Here is a 20,569-nt window from a genome sequence, read left to right on the forward strand (position 1 = left end):
TATGCGCGGTTTTTCAACAGGCTACCTAAATTACCCGGCGACCGGCCCAGGTCAAGGGCCTCGCGGCGGATTTCTGCAGGTTTCTGCAACTTTTCCGGCCAAACGGGTCAATCCTGGCCGCTTATCTGGTTGAGCAACCGGTCCAGCTCCCCCATTACCTGCTCGATGTCGTCGGCGCCGAGCAACTGGTACTTGATGTGCTCACCCAGCGGCAGCACCTGGGCGAGGGTCCAGGCGACCTGCCAGGGGTCGCCGTAATCCACCGACAGGTTCATGCTCTCAAGATGCGGATGGGTCTGCAGGTTGCGCAGCAGGTCGACCAGCGGCTGCCAGCGCGGCTGCATCTGCGCCGGCGGGGGCGCCGGGCGCAGCGCGATCTCGCCGATCAACAGGCCGTCGGGCTGGACTTCCGTGGCAAACAGGTCGAAACGTTCACCGCCTTCGATAGTCACCCCGAGCAGGCCGTCAGGTAACTGGTCCCAGTCCACGATGCGCGCGAGCGTGCCCCAGTCGCCCAGCTCCGGCGCCGCGCGGCCGCGCTCGGCGACCTCGCTGCCCCGGCGAATCCACACCACGCCAAAGGGCTGACCCTCGCGCATGGAATCGCGCACCAGGGTGAGGTAACGCTGCTCGAAAATCCGCAGTGGCTGGTGCCCGCCGGGCATCAACACCGCGCCAAGCGGGAACAGGGGAAGGCGCGTCACACCGGTCTCCCCGGCACCGGTGCGGTGGCAAACTCCATCTCGGTCAGCAGGCGCAGCGCCTCGCCGCGCCGGCTGCCGCAAAACGCCGGCTCCGGCTGGAAATCCGCACAGGCCTGCGGGCGCCGCGGGTCGCCGAACAGCGCGCAGCGCAGGGATGCGTCGAGGTGCACACAGCGCTCGCCGGCGGCCTTGCCCGCCGGCATGCCGTAGTAGGGGCGGGTTATCGAGGGGGCGATACAGCAGGCCCCGCAGTGCCGGCGACAGTCCATGTCAGCGCCCCGGGCCCAGCGGCTTGCACAGGACGATCAGCACGGGCAGCAGCAGCAGCGCGCCCAGTACCGCCACGATCATCGCCAGCACGGTGAGCAGGCCGAAGTAGATGCTCGGCGTGAAGTTGGACAGGGTCAGCGTGGAGAAGCCGATGATCACCGTGAGTGTCGTGTAGTACATCGCCCGGCCGATACTGCTGTGGCAGCGGTGCAGCGCGGCGCGGTAGTCGTTGTCCACGGGGAACTCCCGCATATAGCGGTGCACGTAGTGGATGCAGTCGTCCACGCCGATGCCGACGACGATCGCGGCGATGGTGATGGTCATGATATCCAGCGGAATGCCCACCAGGCCCATCACCCCCAGCACCAGGCCGGCCGCCAGCAGGTTGGGGGCGAGGGCGATCAGCGCCAGGGTGAGCGAGCGGAACAGCAGCAGGAACATCAACAGGATGGCGATGAATACCGCCCCGAGGGTGAGTATCTGCGAGCGGAACAGGCTCTGCAGCACGTCGTTGTAAAGCACCAGCATACCGGTGAGGTTGAGACGCTCCGGCGCAATGCCAATTCCCTCCACCAGGTAGTGGTGCAACTGCTTCAGGAACTGGTCCCGGCGCAGGGAGCGGCTGGTCTCCATTACCCGCACGCTGATCCGCGCCTCTTCGCTGTCGGGGGAAAAATACGGCTCGACCAGCATATGCTTTACGTCGCCGGGCAGGCTTTTCTGCACGAGGGCCAGCTCGACGCTACCGATATCGTTGCCCAGCAGGCGCTTCACCACCGCGAAGGTCGTGGAGAGTGAAAGGACCTTGCCGGTTTCCGCCAGGGAGTCGACATAGTCGTGTACCGTGTCGATTTCACGCATGCCCTGCAGGCTGAACCAGTAACTGGGCTGGAAGTTTTCCGCGGCGGGTGCGGAGAAGTCCGCAGCGTCATCGGCGAACTCGTCGTCCCAGCCAGCGCCGCTGGCAGCGGGAGCCGCCGCGGCGAAATCGTCGGCGTCCTCGGCAAAGGGGTCGTCCTCGGCCACCGGTTGCGCTGCGCCGGGCCCGGTTTCCGGCGCCAGGCCGGGCAGCGGCGCGCCCTCCTCCGGCGCGGTAATCAGGATATCCAGCGGTATGGTGCCGCCGAGCGCCGCGTCCAGCAATTCCATGCCCTGGTAGATTTCCGTCGACTCGTGGAAGTAGTCGATAAAGCGGTTTTCCACCTGCAGGCGGCTGACCCCGACACCCACCAGGACCAGCAACAGCAGCGAGGCCACCACGATGGCCCTGCCATGGCGGTCGGCTATCCGGCCAAAGGCGGCGGTAACCGTCGGGTCGGAACCGGCGTGACGGCGGGCCCGGTCGATCGACCAGACCAGGATCAGGCAGGGCACCAGGATGAAGGACAGAACCAGCCCCACCGCGATACCCACGGTCATCATCCAGCCGAAATCGATCACCGGCTGGATGCCGGACACCACCAGTGAAACGAAGGCCACCACCGTGGTCAGCGCGGTGTATATACAGGGCACCGCCATCAGGCGCATGGCCTCGGACACCCGCGAGAACAGCGCCGAATCCGGCTCCGCCGCGTGCAATTCGCGGTAACGGACGATCAGGTGAATACACACGGCGAGGGTGATAATCAGCAGCACCGCGACGAAATTCGAGGAAATCACCGTCATCCGCCAATCGAGGGCGGCCAGCAGGCCGAGCATAAGAACCACGGTGGCGCCGCAGGTAATGATCGGAATCGCCACCCAGCGCACCCGGCGGAAAATCACCGCCAGGACCAGCACCATGATGACCAGGATGGCGCTGCCGAAAGTCACCAGGTCGCTGCGGACGAAGCTGACCATATCCGCCGCGATCATCGGCACCCCGCCGACGAACAGGCGGGCCTGGCTTGCGTGGCCCGCGACCACGGCGCGCACCTTTTCCACCAGTTCGCTGTGGGCCTGGAGGATTTCGCCGGAACGCTGCTTGTAGCGCTGTTCGACGTCGTGCAGTTCGGTCCAGCCCTCGGCCGGCAGGGTGTGGGCGTCGCGCAGGTCGCGCAATTCCGTGCGCCGCTGCAACAGCGCATCGGCGCTGTGGTCGCGCAGCAGGTTAACCTGCACCGCGGTGACCGAGCCATCGCGGCTCACCAGCAGGTCGGCATAGATGGGGCTGGTGGTGAATTCCTTCAGGGCCAGGCTTCGGTCGACACCGGGATCCCTGAGGCTCGGCAGTGGGTCCCCGGAAGTGACGTCGCGCAGGCTGACCGGCGGGCTTTCCAGCAGCGGTACGTCGAGTACGGTAACCACCGAGGACACCCCCGGCAGCGCGCGCAATTCACCCGCCAGGCTGTCCAGCCCCTGCAGGGATGCGTCGCCCAGCAATTCGCCCGGCGGCTGCCAGGTGATGACCAGGAACTCCTCGGTGGCGTAGCGCTCGCTGGCCTCGCGGAACAGCTTGAGCGCCGGGTCGCCCTGCAACATCAGGGAATCCGCAGAGGCGTCGATGCGGATTTTCGGCACCTGGGTCAGCGCGGCAATGACCAGCAGCGCCACCAGCACCAGCCAGGTTTTCGGGTGGCGCAGCACCAGCCACTGGTAGCCGCTGAAAATATGGTCGTTCATGCACGTTGCTCCAGTGCCGCCAGCAACTTGCCGTGGATACCACCAAAGCCACCATTGCTCATCACCACTACCCGGTCGCCGCTGCGGGCTTCCGCGCTTACCGCGTCGACCAGGGCGTCGATATCGCGGAGCAGGTCCGCCGGTACCGGGCTAGTGTCGATCACCTGTTTCAGCGACCAGTCGAGGCCTTCCGGCTGGTACCAGAAAACGCGATCCGCAGCCGCGGTGGACGATGCCAGCCGCGCCCGGTGCTCGCCCATGCGCATGGTGTTGGAGCGCGGTTCGATCAGGGCGATCAGGCGTCCCTCGCCACCGCGGGCGCGCATGCCCTCCAGGGTGGTCGCTATCGCCGTGGGATGGTGGGCGAAGTCGTCGTAGACCTCGATGCCCGCCACCGTGCCCAGCAGTTCGAGTCGCCGCTTCACTCCCTCGAAAAGGGCCATGGCCTCGGCGCTGACCGCCAGCGGCACGCCGACATGGTGCGCCGCGGCCGCGGCGACCAGGGCATTCTCGAGATTGTGGCGACCGCAGTAACGCCAGCTCACCTGCGCGCGCGCGCCGGCCGGCGCGACCAGTTCGAAGGACGAGGCATCGGCGGCCAGCAGCTGCGCGCGCCAGTCGGCCTCGCCATCGATGGCAGTGGTGGTGCGCGGCGTCCAGCAGCCCTGCGCCAGGGTCGCGGCGATGGCGTCGTGGCCGGCCGGGTGCACGATCATGCCCGCGCCGGGCACCGTGCGCACCAGGTGGTGGAACTGGCGCTGGATGGCGGCGAGGTCGGGAAAGATATCGGCGTGGTCGAACTCGAGGTTGTTGATCACCAGGGTCCGCGGCCGGTAGTGCACGAACTTGGAACGCTTGTCGAAGAAGGCGGTGTCGTACTCGTCCGCCTCGACCACGAAGAAGTCGGTGTCGCCGCGGCGGGCGGAGATGCCGAAGTTACCGGGCACGCCGCCGATCAGGAAGCCCGGGGCCATGCCGGCGTAATCCAGTATCCAGGCCAGCAGGCTGCTGCTGGTGGTCTTGCCGTGGGTGCCGGAAACCGCCAGCACCCACTTGTCCTGCAGCACGTTCTCGGCCAGCCACTGGGGACCCGAGGTATAGCGGAGCCCGGCATCGAGCATGTATTCGACGGCCGGGTTGCCGCGGGTCATGGCGTTGCCCACCACCACGCAGTCGGGGGCGGGCTGCAGGTGCTCGGGCGCGTAGCCTTCCTGCAGGGTAATGCCGGCGGCCTCGAGCTGGGTGCTCATGGGCGGGTAGACGTTGGCATCGGAGCCGGAGACGGTGTAGCCCTGTTCCCTGGCCAGCAGGGCGATTCCCCCCATGAAGGTCCCGCAGATTCCCAGGATATGTATGTGGCCTTTCAAACAGCTGTCTCCATTCAGTGGCGGCACATGTTAGCACGCGTATTCGGGAGGCCACAGGCGTTGGCGGTGTACTTTGCAGGGATTGGTAGTTTCACAGTTGTCCGGAGACGGAAGCCGCATTGTATCGTGCTGGTTTTTACACTTCGACCGCACAGTTGGGGGGGGAGCGCTGTAGCCCGGCCCGGAGCCACAAAATTTCTGCATCGGAAAGCGCTGGCCACCCAATCAGGGCTGACGAAATTTGATCGCCCCCATGATTCCCGTATCATACGCGGGAGTTGCCCGAGCCAATTCCCTACCGAGACAATCCCGATGCCCAAGAAAAACGCGTTCTACGCTCAATCCGGTGGCGTGACCGCCGTCATCAACGCCTCTGCCTGTGGCGTCATCGAGACCGCGCGCAAGCACCGCGGCAAGATCGGCAAGGTACTGGCGGGGCGCAACGGGATTATCGGCGCACTGCGCGAGGAGCTGATCGACACCAGCAAGGAAAGCAGCAAGGCGATCCACGGCCTGATGACCACACCGTCCGGTGCTTTCGGTTCCTGCCGCCACAAGATGAAGAGCCTGGAGGAGAACCGCGCCGAGTACGAGCGCCTGATCGAGGTGTTCGCTGCGCACGATATCGGTTACTTCTTTTATAACGGCGGCGGCGACTCCGCCGACACCTGCCTCAAGGTGTCCCAGCTCAGCGAGTCCATGGGCTACCCGCTGCAGGCGATTCACGTTCCCAAGACCATCGACAACGACCTGCCCCTGACCGACAACTGCCCGGGCTTCGGGTCGGTGGCCAAGTACGTGGCGATTTCCACCCGCGAGGCGGCGCTGGATGTCGCCTCCATGTGCGAGTCGTCAACCAAGGTGTTCATCCTCGAGGTGATGGGCCGCCACGCGGGCTGGATTGCCGCGGCATCCGGGCTTGCCGCCGAGAAGGAGGGGGACGCGCCGCATATCATCCTGTTCCCGGAAATTGCCTTCAACCGCGAGAAATTCCTCAAGCGGGTGCAAAGCACGGTGAAGAAGTACGGCTACTGCGTGGTGGTGGCCTCCGAGGGCGCCCAGTACAAGGACGGCACCTTCCTCTCCGAATCCGGCCTGCGCGACGCCTTCGGCCACGCCCAGTTGGGCGGGCTGGCGCCGATGCTGGCGCAAATGATCAAGGACGAGCTCGGTTACAAGTACCACTGGGCGGTGGCCGACTACCTGCAGCGGGCAGCGCGGCATATCGCCTCGCAGACCGACCTCGACCAGGCCTACGCGGTGGGCGAAGCGGCAGTGGAAATGGCGCTGGCGGGCAAGAACTCGGTCATGCCCGCGATCCAGCGCGGCACGGGCAAGCGCTACAGCTGGAAGATCGTCGAGGCTCCCCTGGACAAGGTGGCCAATGTCGAGAAGATGATGCCGCGCAGCTACATCAGCCGCGATGGGTTCAATATTACCGATGCCGCCCGCGACTACCTCGAGCCCCTGATCCAGGGCGAGGCCTACCCCGGCTACCGCCGCGGCATGCCCGAGTACGTCACCCTGAAGAACCAGCTGGTGCCAAAACGCCTGAAGACCCGATTCAAGCTGTAAGCACCGCCGCCGAGTAACGGCAAATCCGGCAGCACAACCCGGAAATTCCTGCTCTCCCGGCAGTGAAAATTCCCCGGGAGCGGGGATTTCAGGGCGCAAAGCCGGTACAATGCGCGCCACTTGAGGAGCCCGCAGCGCGGGCGTTATCCCCTTTTTCCGGAGGAACACCCATGTACAGCAATCGCGATTTCAACCGCTGGCGCCGTCACCCCTGGCACGGCCTGCACGCCCGCAACAACGAGTCCCCCGAGGACATCGTTAACGTCTACATCGAAATGACTCCCGATGACGTCGTGAAGTACGAGCTGGACAAGGCTTCCGGCTTCCTGATGGTCGACCGCCCCCAGCGCACCACCTCCAGCCCGCCCGCGCTGTACGGCTTCATTCCCCGCACCTACTGTGCCGAGGAAGTGGCCAAGCGCTGCCCGGACGCCGCCGAAGCTGACGGCGACCCGCTGGATATCTGCGTGTTCTCCGAGCGCCACATCACCCGTGCCGACATCATCCTGAAGGCCCGCGTGGTTGGCGGTATCCAGATGATCGACGGCGGCGAAGCCGACGACAAGATCGTCGCGGTACTCGAAGGCGACAACATCTGGGGCGACGTGCAGGACATCACCGACCTGCCCAGCATCAAGGCGGAGCGCCTGCAGCACTACTTCTCCACCTACAAGATGATTCCCGGCAAGAACGTCGACATCAAGGTCGACTACGTCTACGGCCGCGAGGAAGCCCTGAAGGTGATCGCCGCTGCCGAGAAAGACTACTGGAACCACTACGGCCACCTGCACGAGCAGGCCAAGGGCTAAGCGTTCCCCCACGAGTGCCTGCCCCGGGCGGGCACTCGTCTCCCTTCCGGCCCCACCGCATTACTTCCCCACTGCCGCAACACCTGCCACAGGTTTCACGCCGCCAACGCTCAGGACTGCGGACACCAGCCCGCGGGCACTGCCACATAGCGCACCAGCAGGGCGTCGAGTTCCGCTTCGACGGCATCCAGCAATTCCAGTTCGCCGCGCCAGCAGTCCAGCAACACCTGCGGGGACACACGGCTCTCGCAGTAGCGCGCCGCCGGCGCAAAGGAAAGGTGCCAGCGCTCGGGGGCAACGCCGCCGCGATCCTCGTTATAGGGGCGGTAAAAGCCCCGGGATTCACCCTGCGCCATCCGCTGGTCGAGCCAGTCGTGCAGGGGGGCGAAGGGACCCGGTGCCCAGACCTCCTGCGGGGACAGCTGGACCGCGTAGTCCGGGGCTACCGCCGCAGCATCGTAGACATCGAGATCGGTACCCCAGTGGTGCCTGGAAGTCCCCGGCAGGGCGGAGAAGCGCAGGATGGCCCGCAGTTTTTCCGCCGGGCCGAGCGCGGCGAGGTCGACGGGCTGGCCGGCGTCGTCGTGCACCGGTCGTAGGCCGCGCGCCTTGCCGTTGAAAATTGCCAGCTGGCGCTCGAAGGAGCGGAAACTGCTGGCGATGGCGAGGTCAAATCCCGCCTCCCGGGCGTCCGCCTGCAGCAAGGCGAAGGCCCGCGCGGCTGCGGGTTGCAGGCGATGCTCACCGGCGACGTCCACCAGATGGGAGGCGTCGCGCCCGGTCAGTTGCGCCGGGGTCAGGATTTCATTCACCGCCGCTTACCGGGTCGAGGGTAAACGGCAGCGGGCGCGCCAGCTGGATTCCCTGCGGGGTGACATCGGCGCCCCAGGCCAGCACCTCGACCCCCTCCGCGATTCCCTGCTGCAGCGCGTCGCGATAGGCCGGGTCGATCGCGCCGGCGGCGCTGACCCGCTTGATGCCGGTGTGGAAGACACAGAAAAACAGCAGCGCCCGGGTATCCCCGCCGGCGACCAGTGCCAGTTCGCGGATATGCTTGCGGCCGCGCTCGCTGACCGCATCGGGGAACAGGCCCTGGCCATCCGCCACACACAGGGTGACGCACTTCACTTCCACGAACACGCGCCCGGCGCTGCCCTCCAGCAGCAGGTCGGCCCGGCTGCCCTCGCCGTACTTCACCTCGCGGCGGATATCCGGGTAGGCCTCGAAACCGGGGATCACCCCCTGTTCGAACGCCGCCTGCACCACCTTGTTGGCGCGCGCCGAGTGGATGCAGGCCATCCCCGCCGCGGTCTCCACCAGCTCCCAGGTATAGGGGTACTTGCGGGTGCGGGAGGCAGAATGCGAGAGCCACACCCGGCTGCCGGGCTCCGCACAGCCGGTCATGGCGCCGGTGTTGGGGCAGTGCACGGTGATTTGCTCGCCGCTGTCCAGTTGCACGTCGGCGAGGAAGCGCTTGTAGCGGCGCAACAGGCGACCGCTGGCAAGACCGTCCACCGCAGCTTGGGGTTGTGTCATGAATCGAGGGCTCCCGCGGGTTTCGGGCATTCTAGCAATCGCCGGAAACGGGGCAAACCGGTCTCTGCAACGCCCCCGCAAAGCCGTTGAAAAACAGTGGCGTAGCCCGCATGAATCTGGTAGTTTCTCCGCCCTCGACTGGCGGCTGGATGCAACGACCGCCGGTTTACTGTGAGTATTGTGTCGTTTGTTTTACCGTATGGGACAAAACCATGCCGAAAGCAGCCAAGAAACCTGCCGCTAAATCCGCTTCTGACTTCAAGAACTTCACGCCCTACAAGCCAAAGAAGGGTGAGGAGTACATGAACGACGAGCAAAAGGACCATTTCCGGGCGATTCTGCTCAACTGGAAATCCGAACTGATGCAGGAAGTCGACCGCACCGTTACCCATATGAAGGACGAAGCGGCCAACTTCCCCGATCCCGCCGACCGCGCGACCCAGGAAGAAGAGTTCAGCCTTGAACTCCGCACCCGCGATCGCGAGCGCAAGCTGATCAAGAAAATCGACTCCACCATGGAGCGCATCGACCAGGACGACTACGGCTACTGCGATGCCTGCGGTATCGAGATCGGCATCAAGCGCCTGGAAGCCCGTCCCACCGCCAGCCTCTGCATCGATTGCAAGACCCTGGACGAAATCAAGGAACGCCAGGAACTGGGCTGAGGCGCCTTGCCTGATTCCCAGCCCGGCTACCGGGGGCGTTTCGCCCCCTCCCCCACCGGACCGCTTCATCTCGGCTCGCTGATCGCCGCCCTCGCCAGTTACCTGGAGGCTCGCCGCCACGGCGGCGCCTGGCTGGTGCGCATGGAAGACCTCGACCCGCCCCGGGAGGAACCCGGCGCCGCCGCCAGCATTCTCGACGCCCTGGCCGCCCACGGCCTGCACCCGGATGAGGACATTCTCTGGCAGAGCGCGCGCCACGCCGCCTACGACGCCGCACTGCAGACCCTGGGTAGCCGCGGCCTGCTGTTTCGCTGCGACTGTACCCGCGCCATGCTGGGACCCGGCGGCGCCTGCGGCGGCCGCTGCGCGCCGCGCCAGTCCGCCATCGGCGAACACCATGCCCTGCGCATCCGGGTTCCGGACAACACCGTCATCCACTTCCGCGACGGCCTGCAGGGCGAATTCAGCGAACGCCTCGACGCCGCGCTCCCGGATTTCGTCCTGCGCCGCAAGGACGGCCTCTACGCCTACCAGCTGGCGGTCGTCGTGGACGACGGCTTCCAGGATATCACCCATATCGTGCGCGGCTCGGACCTGCTCGACTCCACTGCCCGCCAGCTCTACCTGCAGGCCTGCCTCGGCCTGCCGCACCCGCACTACCTGCACCTGCCGGTGATCACCCATGCCGACGGGCAAAAGCTGAGCAAACAGAATCACGCGCCACCCCTGGTCGCCGCACAGGCGGGGAACAACCTGCGCCAGGCGCTGGACTTTCTCAACCAGCCGCAACCACCCGCCGCGTTGCGCGACTGTGACGGCATTCTCGCCAGCGCCTGCGCCAACTGGAACCCGGCCGCCCTGCCCCCGGTGCTGGGCATGCCCGGCCCCCGCGACGCGCGCTGATGCACGCCGGCATCGACGATCGCGGCTTTACCCCCCGCATACCCTTGAGTAGTATCCCCCTAGCCATCGCCAGCCGGGACCACTAAACCCATGTATATCAACCGCATGCTGGTACTGGCGCTGATCCTCGCCCTGCTTTGCTATCCGGTCGCCAAGGACTGGCTGAGCGCCGACTACAGCGCCTGGTACCGTTACTACTTCCTCTGGATCTGCGTGGTGCTGGTGACCTGGTGGGCCAACCGCTCGAGGAACCCGGATGAGCTCTAGCCTGACGCAGGTCCTGCTGCTCGTCGCCCTGTTTCTCGCCAGCCTGTTCGCGGTCGCCCTGCTGGCGGACCGCGGCGGTATTTCCCGGCGCATCTCCCACCACCCGGCCACCTACATTCTCTCGCTGGGCGTGTTCGCGGGGGCAATGGCCAGCAATGGCGTGCTCGAACTGGCCCACCGCTATGGCTACAACTTTTTCCTCTACTACACCGGGGTGGGCCTGCTGTTCGTGTTCTCGACTCTGCTGCTGATGCCCCTGCTGCGCCTTTCACGGGTTTACCAGCTGGCGTCCCTGGCGGACCTGCTGACCTTCCGCTTCCGCAGCGCCCGGGTCGGCGCCGCGGTCACTGTCGCCATGTGCATCGCGCTGATGCCGCTGCTGGCATTGCAGATCCAGGCCCTCGGCGACAGCATCCAGCAACTCGGCAGCCGCTTTCCCGGCACCGGCGCGGAAACCCTCAACCACCGCAGCGCCGCCCTGCTGACCTGTGTGGTCATGAGCGCCTTCGCCATGCTGTTCGGCGCCCGCAACATCTCCGCCCAGGAACGCAACGTGGGCCTGGTGGCGGCGATGGCCTTCGCCTCGCTGGTCAAGCTGATCGCCCTGCTGCTGCTGGGCGCGATCGCGGTTTTCACCGTCTTCGGCGGTTTCCCGGAAATGCAGCAGTGGTTGCGGGAAGCGCCCGCCGCGCACGAGCAACTGACCCGCAACCTGCCGATCCAGAACGCCCATGCCTTCCTGTTGCTGTTTTTCGCCGGCGGCCTGTGCATGCCCCACGTGTTCCACATGCTGTTCGCGGAGAATACCGACAGCCGGGACCTGCGGATCGCCTCCTGGGCCATTCCACTGTACCTGATGCTGTTAAGCCTGCCGGTACTGCCGCTGGCATGGGCGGGTCTGCGGCTGGACCTCGCCGGTGCCGGCAACCTGGAGTATGTCGGGCTGCTGCTCGGCGAGTACCTCGACTCGCCACTGGTCAGCGTACTGGCTTTCCTGGCCACCCTCTCGGCGGCCAGTGCCGCGATCGTGGTCGCCACCCTGGCGCTGGCCAACATGTGCCTGAACCACCTGATCCTGCCCTCCCGGCTGCTCAACCTGAGCCAGGACAGCGATATCTATCGCCACCTGCGCTGGCTGCGGCGGGCCCTGATCGTCATCCTCATCGCCGGCGCCTACTTCTCCTATCTCGGGCTGGACGGCCGGCAGAACCTGATGGGGCTGGCCTACCTGGCGTTTTCCGGCACGCTGCATTTCCTGCCGGGCCTGGTCGCCACGCCCTACTGGCCCCACGCCAATCGCAGCGGGCTGCTGGCAGGCCTGTGGGGCGGGCTGATCGTGTGGTTCGTCGCCGTCCTGCTGCCGGTGACCCGCGGCTATACCCCGGGCATCGCCGAGGCGCTGGCACCCTGGCTCCCGGGCGTGGGCAACGACGCCTGGGCCATTGCCAGCATCCTGGCACTCGCCGTGAACGTGACCCTGTTCATCATCGTCTCCCTGCTGGCGCCCACCAGCGACGAGGAGCGGGTCGCCGCCGAGATCTGCTCCATGGACGACCTCAACCGGCCGGTGCGCCAGTTGCTGCCCCTGGTCAACGCCGGTGAGTTCGTCGAACTGCTGCGCCCCGCCCTCGGCGAGCGCACCGCCCAGGCCGAGGTGCACAAGGCCCTCGGCGAGCTGCAGTTCGCGGAAGACGAGGCGCGCCCCTACGCCCTGCGCCGGCTGCGCCGCCGCATCGAGGCCAATCTCTCCGGCCTGCTGGGTCCCGCGGTGGCCCACAACATCATCGAACGTTGCATCCCGATCCAGTCGGGCGGCACCGAGGACATCACCCTGATCGAGCGCTTCCTCGACACGCAGGTGCAGTTCACCGGCCTCGCCGCGGACCTCGACGCCCTGCGCCGCCGCTACCGGGAAACCCTCGACACCCTGCCCGTGGGACTGTGCTCGATGGGCTCCGACGGCGAGATGCTGATGTGGAACCGCGCCATGGTGCGCCTGACCGACATCACCGCGCCGGACGTGCTCGGGGCGCTGGTCGACACCCTGCCGGCACCCTGGGGCAAGCTGCTGTCGGAATTCCGCGCCGGCGACAGCGACGCCCTGCTCAAGGCCGAAGTGAAAGCGGGCGACGAAGGCCACCGCTGGGTCAGCCTGCACAAATCGGTCACCGCCGAAGGGGACACCATGCTGCTGGTGGAGGACATCACCGACTACGAGCGCATGGAGGAAGAACTCCTGCACAACGAGCGCCTGGCCTCCATCGGCCGCCTGTCCGCGGGCGTTGCCCACGAGATCGGCAACCCGGTGACCGCCATCGCCTGCCTCGCGCAGAACCTGGAGTACGCCGAGAGCAACGATGAAGTCCGCTTCACCGCCCAGGACATCCTGCGGCAGACGGAGCGGGTGTCGCGGATCGTCGACTCCCTGGTCAACTTCTCCCACGCGGGCTCCCAGGCGGCGGACCTGGAGTTGAAGCCCTGCAACCTCGCGGACTGCGTCGACGAGGCGGTGCACCTGCTCAGCCTCGATCGCGAAGCGCCGCCGATCCAGTTCAGCAACCTCTGCGACCGCGAGGTCGTGGTGCTGGCTGACAGCCAGCTGCTGCTGCAGGTTTTCATCAACCTGCTCGGCAACGCCCGCGACGCCTGCAACGGGGAGGGGCGGGTCCAGGTGCGCTCCTACCTGCAGGACGAGCGGGTGCTGGTCGACGTCGAGGACAACGGACACGGCATCCCCGCGGCACTGCAGAGCCAGATCTTCGAGCCCTTCTTCACGACCAAGGATCCCGGCGCCGGCACCGGGCTCGGGCTGTCACTGGTCTACAGCATCATGGACGACCTCGGCGGTTCGGTGCAGCTCACCAGCCCGCTGCACAGCGGTGCACATCCGGGCAGCCGGTTTACCCTGACACTGGCCGCCGCCAGCTATGGCGAGGCCTTTGAGGTGTAACCGCAGGCCCCATTTTGCCCGCAAACTGGCATATTCTTCCCACGAGGAGTATCTTCGATAATCCCTGAATTCCGGGTACCCAAGCATGCAGAAAATTCTCGTTGTCGAAGACGAGTCCGTCATTCGCACCGCCCTACATCGTCTGCTGGAGCGCAATGGCTACCAGGTGAACGAAGCGGGCTCCGTCCACCAGGCCGAAACGGACTTTAACCTCGAGGAATTCGACCTCATAATTTCCGACCTGCGCCTGCCCGGCGCGCCGGGAACCGACCTGATAAAGAAGGCCGGGGAAGTGCCGGTACTGATCATGACCAGTTACGCCAGCCTGCGCTCGGCGGTGGATTCCATGCGCATGGGCGCGGTGGATTACATCGCCAAGCCCTTTGACCACGGCGACATGGTCAACGCGGTGCAGCGGATTATTGCGGATCACCCAACACCGCGCGCCCAGCAGGAAAAGGCCGCCCGCAACCGTCCCCGCGACGAGGCCCCGGGCACCGGCCTGGTGGGCAATTGCCAGGCCATGCAGACCATGTTCGAACAGTTGCAGCGTATGGCGCCCACGGAGTCCACGGTGCTGGTACTCGGTGAGACCGGCACCGGCAAGGAACTGGTGGCGCGCAATGTCCACCGGCTCAGCCGGCGGGCCGACAAGACCCTGATCTGCGTCAACTGCGCGGCCATCCCGGAAACCCTGATCGAATCCGAACTGTTCGGCTACGAGAAAGGTGCATTCACCGGGGCCAACGCCAGCCGCATGGGCCTGATCGAAGCCGCCGATGGCGGCACCCTGTTCCTCGATGAAATCGGGGAGCTGCCGATGGAAGCCCAGGCGCGCCTGCTGCGCTTCATCCAGGAGGGCGAAATCCGCCGTATCGGCTCGGTGCACTCACGCAAGGTCGATGTACGGCTGATCTGCGCCACCCACCGCAACCTGCCGCAGCTGGCCACCAACGGCCTGTTCCGCCAGGACCTTTACTACCGCATCAACGTACTGCGCCTGCTGCTGCCGCCCCTGCGCGAACGCGGCAAGGACATCCTGCACCTGGCGGAGCACATGCTGCAGATCCAGGCGCAGAAACTCGGCAAACCGGAAATGTACCTGTCTCCCAGGGCGATCCAGGCCATCACCACCTACCAGTGGCCCGGCAACGTCCGGGAACTCGAGCACGCCATCGAACGGGCGGCGGTTCTCGCCGACGACGACGAGATCGACAACGAGAACCTGGGTATCGACCTCGAACTGGTCAACGTCAACCGCCTGCGCGGCGACAGCAGCCCCAGCAAGCCGCCCAGCAGCGAGCGCAAGAGCAGCGCCAGTGAACCCCAGGAAGACCTCTCCCTGGAGGATTATTTCCAGCACTTCGTGCTGGAGCACCAGGACTCAATGAGCGAAACCGAACTGGCGCAGAAACTCGGCATCAGCCGCAAATGCCTGTGGGAACGCCGCCAGCGCTTCGGCATTCCGCGCAGCAAATCCGGCACCCAACCGCGTCGCCGGCGGGCCTCTGTGGATGGCTGAAGGGCGTTACCCTCGCTTGGATCGGTTACGAATCGCAGGGTAATTAGGTAACAAAACCAAAAAACTAGCACTCGCTCACACAAGTCAAAAATATACATCTTATTGTTTTTATTGATTTTTCTTATTTCTGGCACGCACACTGCTATCTATGGGGCAGTGTGACAAATAAAAATAACAAGCACGATTAATAAAAATAACAGACATCACTATGGACCTGGATGGGGAGGGAAACTTCCCCTTCAATTTATTAGAGGTCCGACAATTACTGGCGAGACAGTTGTCTCCCGATGTTGTCGACACAAAAAATCAGAACAACTTTCGACGTTTAGACATCGATAGTTGCGTGACTAATAATAAAAACACGATAGAAATAACAATAACACTGCGCACCAGACCTGGATGGGGAAGACTATGTCTTCCCCTTCGTTCATTTGGGGCCCGGCAAAAGCGACCGCGACACCTCTGAGACCTGTGGTACACTGCGACCCGGCTCACCAGCACCAAGGACCAGGCGTACACTCCCTTGAAAGTCATCCCCCGGGACCAGCACTGCATTTCGCGCAAGAACATCAGCGACAGCGCACTGAAAGTCATGGCGCGACTGCGCAGCGAGGGCTACCAGGCCTATCTCGTTGGCGGCGCCGTGCGGGACCTGCTGCTGGGTGGCCATCCCAAGGATTTCGACGTGGCGACCGACGCCACCCCGGAAGTCGTCCACGGCCTGTTCCGCAACTCGCGCATCATCGGCCGCCGCTTCCGCATCGTGCATGTGCGCTTTGGCCGGGAAATCATTGAGGTCACCACCTTCCGCGGTCACCACGACAACGGCGACGACCGCGGCTCGGAACACAGCGGCAAGCACGCCCGGCAATCGGAAAAGGGCCTGCTGCTGCGCGACAACGTCTTCGGCACCCTGGAAGAAGATGCCGTACGCCGCGACCTGACCGTCAACGCCCTGTACTACGATGCCGGCAGCTTCGAGGTGCTGGACCACGTCGACGGCCTGCCGGACCTCGAGCAGCGCCTTATCCATATCATCGGCGACCCGGCCCAGCGCTACCGCGAAGACCCGGTGCGCATGCTGCGGGTCCTGCGCTTCGCGGCGAAGCTGGATTTTGATATCGAGCGCGGCACCGCCGCCGCCATCCCCGCCTGCGCGCCACTGCTGCGGGAAATTCCCTCCGCGCGCCTGTTCGACGAATTCCTCAAGCTGTTCCTCAGCGGCTATGCCACCGCCACCCTGGAGCAGCTGCTGCGCCACGACCTGCTGCAATACCTGTTCCCGGAGGCCGACGCCATCCTGCAGCGCGACCCCGCGGCCCTGGCCCTGGTGCGGGCGGCCATGCGCAACACCGACCAGCGTATCGCCGAGGACAAACCGGTCACCCCGGCCTTCCTCTTCGCTGCCCTGCTGTGGCCGGTAACCCGCGACCTCGCCCAGCGCCTCGAGGCCGCCGGCGAGCCGCCGGTTCCCGCCCTGCACAGCGCCGCCCAGCAGGTAATCGCGGATGCTGTCCAGCACGTCGCCATTCCGCGCCGCTTCAGCCAGCCGATGCGCGAGATCTGGGAATTCCAGCTGCGCCTCGTCCGCAAGAAGGGCAAGAAGGCCATGGAACTGGCCGGACACCGCCGCTTTCGCGCCGCCTACGATTTCCTCCTGCTGCGCGAGCAGGCCGGGGAAGACACCGGCGGTCTGGGCGCCTGGTGGACCGAGTTCCAGCAGCAGAACCCGGACATCAAGCCACTGCCCGGTGGCGAGGACGTCGAGCGCCCCGCGCCCCGGCGGCGCCGCCCGCGCAGACGCCGCAATAACGCCAATTCATGATTCCTGCCTACATCGCCCTGGGCAGCAACCTGGGCAATCCGCTGGCGCAGCTACAGCGAGCCGCCGGCGCACTCGACAAGCTGCCGGGCACCCGGCTCGCCGCCTGCTCGCCGCTCTACCGCAGCGCCGCGGTGGGACCGGGGGAGCAGCCGGACTACCTCAACGCCGTCGTGCGCCTGGACACCGACCTGCAGCCACTGGCGCTGCTCGACGCGCTGCAGGCCATCGAAGCGGCCCAGGGCCGGGAGCGCGAGGTCCGCTGGGGCGCGCGAACCCTGGACCTCGATTTACTGCTGTATGGGGCGCAGCGCATCGACGAACCGCGACTCACGGTGCCCCATCCGCGCATGACCCAGCGGGCGTTCGTCCTCTACCCGCTCGCCGCTGTCGCGGGTGCGAATTTGCTACTGCCCAACGGCGAGGAACTTGGTAAATTACTAGCGACCTGCCCCCCGGAGGGCCTGCAGCGGACCACGCTGTCCCTGCGGGAGACTCCCGGGAGCACGGCGCGCGCCAGCGACCGGCGGCAGGCACCTGGAAACGGCCCGGATGCGGGGGACAAAGGCCATTAACATCGATTCCAAGGGGCGCAAGCGGCCCTCCTACATCGCCGTGGAAGGACCGATTGGCGTGGGCAAGACCACTCTCGCCAAGCGGCTCGCCGCCAGCTTCAACTACGAGATCCTGCTGGAGGAAGCGGAACAGAACCCCTTCCTGGAACGCTTTTACCGCAACCGCGAGCAGGCGGCGCTGGCCACCCAGCTGTTCTTCCTGTTCCAGCGGGCGCAGAAAATCCAGGACCTGCGCCAGACCGACATCTTCGAACCGGTGCGCGTGGCCGACTTCCTGATCGAGAAAGACCCGCTGTTCGCGCGCATCAATCTCGACCGCGAGGAGTACCAGCTCTACGAGAAGGTCTACCAGCAGCTCACCATCGACGCCCCGCAGCCGGACCTGGTGATCTACCTGCAGGCCTCTACCGATGTGCTGCTTTCGCGCATCGAGGCCCGCGGCCTGCCCGCCGAACAGGGGATCGAGCGCAGCTACCTGGAGCGCCTGAACGAAGTGTACAGTGAGTTCTTTCTATATTACGATGGCGCACCTCTGCTGATCGTCAACGCCAGTGAAATCGACCTGGCCAACGGCGACAGGGACTACAATCACCTGGTGGATTACCTGCTGGACATTCGCAGCGGTCGCCACTACTTCAACCCGACCTTTTTTGGCTAGCACGGGGCGGCTCATGGGCAAAGTCACCGTCAGTACCCTGAAGAACATGAAAGCCTCAGGGGAAAAGTTTGTCTGCATCACGGCCTATGACGCCACCTTCGCCCGCCTGATCGGCGCGGCCGGGGCTGAAACCATCCTGGTCGGCGACTCCCTCGGCAACGTGGTCCAGGGCCACGACAGCACGATCCCCGTGACCATCGAGCACATGGCCTACCACACCGAGTGCGTGTCGCGCGCCGCGGTCGATTCGCTGGTCATCGCCGACCTGCCCTTCATGACCTATACCACCCCCGAGCAGACCATGGTCAACGCCACCCGCCTGATGCAGGCCGGGGCGCAGATGGTCAAGATGGAAGGCGGCGTGTGGCTGTCCGACAGTATCAGCATGCTGGTCGAGCGCGGCATCCCGGTCTGCGCCCACCTCGGCCTGACCCCCCAGTCGGTCAACGTCTTCGGCGGCTACCGGGTACAAGGCCGCACGCCCAAGGGCGCCAAGTCGATTCTCGCCGACGCGGTGGAAATCCAGGATGCCGGCGCCAGCCTGCTGGTGCTCGAATGCATCCCCCAGGATCTCGCCGCGGACATCAGCACCAAACTGGACATCCCGGTGATCGGAATCGGCGCCGGCCCGGGCACCGACGCCCAGGTCCTGGTAATGCACGACCTGCTCGGCCTGTCCGACCACACCCCTCGCTTCGTGCAGAACTTCATGGTCGGCCAGGATTCCGTGCAGTCGGCCATCAAAGCCTTCGTCGATGCCGTCAAGTCAGGCGAATACCCGCGCGACGAGCACAGCTACACGTAAGCAAGTACTCACACACTGGAATTCCCCCAGAGCCCGTCCGGCGCCCTGGGCGGGTAACACTTTTGTTGCAATTAGCACGCCCAGACCCTCGCCACACTGACTTTTGTTACAGGCAGCGCTTCCATAGGTAACAAAGAGTGTGAATTATTCATAAAATGCTATTGCCCGTAGTTGGGGCATGGTGCATACTCCCCCTCCCGCCGAAAGCACTGTTTTGGGCAGGGTTACTCAACCACCGTGAACATGGGTTTAGCGTCACCATTTCATCCCCAGGGGAGAAGGTAGATATGCGAACTTGCACTTCCAGCAGCCAGTTACAGGCCGCTTTGCAACGTGCCCGCAGTGAAGGCCAAAGCATCGGTTTCGTTCCCACCATGGGCAACCTGCACGAAGGCCATCTCGACCTCGTGCGCAAGGCCCGCGGCCTTTGCGATGTCGTCGTCGTTTCAATCTTCGTCAACCCGCTGCAATTCGGGCCCAACGAAGACTTCGATTCGTACCCGCGCACCCTCACCGCCGACAAGGAGAAGTTGTTCGCCGAAGGCGTGCAGTTCCTCTACGCGCCCGGTGTGGAAGACGTCTACCCGGATGGCATGGAAGCGCAGACCGTGGTCAGCGTTCCCGACCTCGGCGACACCCTCTGTGGCGCCAGCCGCCCGGGCCATTTCGATGGCGTGACCACGGTGGTCAACAAGCTGCTCAACCTGGTGCGTCCGGACGCCGCCATCTTCGGCGAGAAGGACTTCCAACAGCTCTCCATCGTGCGCAAGATGGTCAGGGACCTGTGCATTCCGGTGCAGATTGTCGGTGTCGCGACCACCCGCGACGAGGACGGCCTGGCCAAGAGTTCGCGCAACGGCTACCTGAGCAAGCAGGAACGGCGCGTCGCCCCCCTGCTCCACCAGACGCTGGCCAACTGCCGCGACGCCATTGCCTGCGGTTTCGACAACTTCCTGCAACTGGAATCCCACGCCCGGATGAACCTGCTGAAAGCGGGCTTCGAACCGGACTACTTCGCCATTCGCGACGCCCGCACCCTGCGGCCGGTCACCGACGCAACCGAGGAGGTGGCCATCCTGGTCGCCGCCCGGCTCGGCAAGACCCGCCTGATCGACAATGTGCGGCTGTCGCTGAACCCGGTATCCGACTGGGGCATGCTGGCTGACGGGTGAGTTGAACTCACCCGTTTTTCCGCAACGTACTTCTTCAATCCCCTATTATCCAACTCACTACTGGCGTAGCGCTTGGCCGTCAAGTATGGCCCGGCATGGTGCCGCTTGTAGTGCGTAGCTCTGCTTGCCGAGCGCGAAACGGGAGGGGAGGCTCGGATCAATATCGCCGAACCCCACGAAAGAAAAAGCCCACCAGCACAAACCCGGCAAGTGCTTGAATTGCAGACCTCGCTCCGTATCATCGTCACTCCACCACCGACGATTTAGGGATCGATAACAATGCATGAATTCCCCGTCCACCCGGTCCCCGCGAACTTCAGCGACGCCCATATCAACGCGGACCAGTACCGGGACCTGTATCGCCGCTC

General features: G+C 65.0%; 18 protein-coding genes and 2 pseudogenes. 13 read left to right on the forward strand and 7 right to left on the reverse strand.

Annotated features, from left to right (window positions below):
* Positions 1-107: 107 nt before the first annotated feature.
* From ACNKU3_RS17665 to mpl, 4 genes are read right to left on the reverse strand one after another with little or no spacing between them, the layout of a single operon-like run.
* Positions 108-704, reverse strand: coding sequence for an LON peptidase substrate-binding domain-containing protein (locus tag ACNKU3_RS17665; RefSeq protein ID WP_418260878.1), 597 nt, complete (start codon positions 702-704; stop codon positions 108-110).
* Entirely contained in the window at positions 701-973 is a 273-nt protein-coding gene (locus tag ACNKU3_RS17670; protein ID WP_418260879.1) for a YkgJ family cysteine cluster protein, read from the reverse strand. The genes ACNKU3_RS17665 and ACNKU3_RS17670 overlap by 4 nt, the downstream gene beginning before the upstream one ends.
* A 1-nt stretch (position 974) precedes the next feature.
* A complete protein-coding gene (locus ACNKU3_RS17675; RefSeq protein ID WP_418260880.1) occupies positions 975-3,575 on the reverse strand; it encodes an efflux RND transporter permease subunit in 2,601 nt (866 codons plus the stop codon).
* Positions 3,572-4,942 carry a UDP-N-acetylmuramate:L-alanyl-gamma-D-glutamyl-meso-diaminopimelate ligase gene (mpl, locus tag ACNKU3_RS17680; protein ID WP_418260881.1) on the reverse strand — a complete coding sequence of 457 codons (1,371 nt, stop codon included), beginning with the start codon at positions 4,940-4,942 and terminating at the stop codon, positions 3,572-3,574. Before mpl ends, ACNKU3_RS17675 begins: the two co-directional genes overlap by 4 nt.
* A gap of 312 nt (positions 4,943-5,254) precedes the next feature.
* On the opposite strand from mpl, the gene ACNKU3_RS17685 reads away from it, so the two are divergent.
* Both ACNKU3_RS17685 and ACNKU3_RS17690 read left to right on the forward strand, forming a co-directional pair.
* Positions 5,255-6,517, forward strand: a complete 1,263-nt coding sequence (locus tag ACNKU3_RS17685; protein WP_418260882.1) for a 6-phosphofructokinase — start codon at positions 5,255-5,257, stop codon at positions 6,515-6,517.
* 170 nt (positions 6,518-6,687) lie between these two features.
* On the forward strand, positions 6,688-7,326 hold the full coding sequence (locus ACNKU3_RS17690) for an inorganic pyrophosphatase (RefSeq protein ID WP_418260883.1): 639 nt from the start codon (positions 6,688-6,690) through the stop codon (positions 7,324-7,326).
* A 110-nt stretch (positions 7,327-7,436) separates the two neighbouring features.
* Here the strand turns inward: ACNKU3_RS17690 and ACNKU3_RS17695 are convergent, their stop codons facing one another.
* Both ACNKU3_RS17695 and sfsA read right to left on the reverse strand, forming a co-directional pair.
* The gene (locus ACNKU3_RS17695; RefSeq protein WP_418260884.1) at positions 7,437-8,138 is read right to left on the reverse strand and encodes a M15 family metallopeptidase; all 702 of its coding nucleotides are present in this window, start codon (positions 8,136-8,138) and stop codon (positions 7,437-7,439) included.
* Positions 8,131-8,862, reverse strand: coding sequence for a DNA/RNA nuclease SfsA (sfsA, locus tag ACNKU3_RS17700; protein WP_418260885.1), 732 nt, complete (start codon positions 8,860-8,862; stop codon positions 8,131-8,133). The genes ACNKU3_RS17695 and sfsA overlap by 8 nt, the downstream gene beginning before the upstream one ends.
* Before the next feature lie 212 nt (positions 8,863-9,074).
* Between sfsA and dksA the strand changes: the two genes are divergently transcribed.
* The 11 genes and pseudogenes from dksA (at position 9,075) to panC (ending at position 20,201) form a co-directional block, all read left to right on the forward strand.
* The gene (gene dksA, locus ACNKU3_RS17705; RefSeq protein WP_418260886.1) at positions 9,075-9,527 is read left to right on the forward strand and encodes an RNA polymerase-binding protein DksA; all 453 of its coding nucleotides are present in this window, start codon (positions 9,075-9,077) and stop codon (positions 9,525-9,527) included.
* A 6-nt stretch (positions 9,528-9,533) separates the two neighbouring features.
* On the forward strand, positions 9,534-10,430 hold the full coding sequence (gene gluQRS / locus ACNKU3_RS17710) for a tRNA glutamyl-Q(34) synthetase GluQRS (RefSeq protein WP_418260887.1): 897 nt from the start codon (positions 9,534-9,536) through the stop codon (positions 10,428-10,430).
* A gap of 90 nt (positions 10,431-10,520) precedes the next feature.
* Positions 10,521-10,697 carry a hypothetical protein gene (locus ACNKU3_RS17715; RefSeq protein ID WP_418260888.1) on the forward strand — a complete coding sequence of 59 codons (177 nt, stop codon included), beginning with the start codon at positions 10,521-10,523 and terminating at the stop codon, positions 10,695-10,697.
* Positions 10,687-13,647 carry an ATP-binding protein gene (locus tag ACNKU3_RS17720; RefSeq protein WP_418260889.1) on the forward strand — a complete coding sequence of 987 codons (2,961 nt, stop codon included), beginning with the start codon at positions 10,687-10,689 and terminating at the stop codon, positions 13,645-13,647. Before ACNKU3_RS17715 ends, ACNKU3_RS17720 begins: the two co-directional genes overlap by 11 nt.
* 85 nt (positions 13,648-13,732) lie before the next feature.
* Positions 13,733-14,002: pseudogene (locus tag ACNKU3_RS17725) on the forward strand (response regulator); the annotation flags it as partial.
* A gap of 198 nt (positions 14,003-14,200) precedes the next feature.
* A pseudogene (locus ACNKU3_RS17730) lies at positions 14,201-15,169 on the forward strand (sigma-54 interaction domain-containing protein); the annotation flags it as partial.
* A 523-nt stretch (positions 15,170-15,692) separates the two neighbouring features.
* Complete coding sequence (gene pcnB / locus ACNKU3_RS17735) at positions 15,693-16,994, forward strand: polynucleotide adenylyltransferase PcnB (protein WP_418260890.1); 1,302 nt, start codon at positions 15,693-15,695, stop codon at positions 16,992-16,994.
* A complete protein-coding gene (folK, locus tag ACNKU3_RS17740; RefSeq protein ID WP_418260891.1) occupies positions 16,991-17,566 on the forward strand; it encodes a 2-amino-4-hydroxy-6-hydroxymethyldihydropteridine diphosphokinase in 576 nt (191 codons plus the stop codon). The genes pcnB and folK overlap by 4 nt, the downstream gene beginning before the upstream one ends.
* Positions 17,544-18,224 (forward strand): deoxynucleoside kinase, encoded by a 681-nt coding sequence (locus ACNKU3_RS17745; RefSeq protein ID WP_418260892.1) that lies wholly within the window; start codon positions 17,544-17,546, stop codon positions 18,222-18,224. The genes folK and ACNKU3_RS17745 overlap by 23 nt, the downstream gene beginning before the upstream one ends.
* Before the next feature lie 13 nt (positions 18,225-18,237).
* On the forward strand, positions 18,238-19,029 hold the full coding sequence (panB, locus tag ACNKU3_RS17750; RefSeq protein ID WP_418260893.1) for a 3-methyl-2-oxobutanoate hydroxymethyltransferase: 792 nt from the start codon (positions 18,238-18,240) through the stop codon (positions 19,027-19,029).
* 287 nt (positions 19,030-19,316) lie between these two features.
* On the forward strand, positions 19,317-20,201 hold the full coding sequence (gene panC, locus ACNKU3_RS17755) for a pantoate--beta-alanine ligase (protein WP_418260894.1): 885 nt from the start codon (positions 19,317-19,319) through the stop codon (positions 20,199-20,201).
* A 57-nt stretch (positions 20,202-20,258) separates the two neighbouring features.
* Here the strand turns inward: panC and ACNKU3_RS17760 are convergent.
* The coding region (locus tag ACNKU3_RS17760) for a hypothetical protein (protein ID WP_418260895.1) at positions 20,259-20,569 on the reverse strand (311 nt) is incomplete at its 5' end.

The organism is Haliea sp. E17 (assembly GCF_048323675.1).
GTDB lineage: Bacteria > Pseudomonadota > Gammaproteobacteria > Pseudomonadales > Halieaceae > Mangrovimicrobium.

Coding starts and splice junctions, on each gene's coding strand:
- ACNKU3_RS17745 (WP_418260892.1), top strand. CDS start 17,544: ATGCGGGGGACAAAGGCCATTAACATCGATTCCAAGGGGCGCAAGCGG.
- panB (WP_418260893.1), top strand. CDS start 18,238: ATGGGCAAAGTCACCGTCAGTACCCTGAAGAACATGAAAGCCTCAGGG.
- ACNKU3_RS17675 (WP_418260880.1), bottom strand. CDS start 3,575: ATGAACGACCATATTTTCAGCGGCTACCAGTGGCTGGTGCTGCGCCAC.
- sfsA (WP_418260885.1), bottom strand. CDS start 8,862: ATGACACAACCCCAAGCTGCGGTGGACGGTCTTGCCAGCGGTCGCCTG.
- ACNKU3_RS17685 (WP_418260882.1), top strand. CDS start 5,255: ATGCCCAAGAAAAACGCGTTCTACGCTCAATCCGGTGGCGTGACCGCC.
- dksA (WP_418260886.1), top strand. CDS start 9,075: ATGCCGAAAGCAGCCAAGAAACCTGCCGCTAAATCCGCTTCTGACTTC.
- ACNKU3_RS17670 (WP_418260879.1), bottom strand. CDS start 973: ATGGACTGTCGCCGGCACTGCGGGGCCTGCTGTATCGCCCCCTCGATA.
- ACNKU3_RS17720 (WP_418260889.1), top strand. CDS start 10,687: ATGAGCTCTAGCCTGACGCAGGTCCTGCTGCTCGTCGCCCTGTTTCTC.
- ACNKU3_RS17690 (WP_418260883.1), top strand. CDS start 6,688: ATGTACAGCAATCGCGATTTCAACCGCTGGCGCCGTCACCCCTGGCAC.
- folK (WP_418260891.1), top strand. CDS start 16,991: ATGATTCCTGCCTACATCGCCCTGGGCAGCAACCTGGGCAATCCGCTG.
- panC (WP_418260894.1), top strand. CDS start 19,317: ATGCGAACTTGCACTTCCAGCAGCCAGTTACAGGCCGCTTTGCAACGT.
- ACNKU3_RS17715 (WP_418260888.1), top strand. CDS start 10,521: ATGTATATCAACCGCATGCTGGTACTGGCGCTGATCCTCGCCCTGCTT.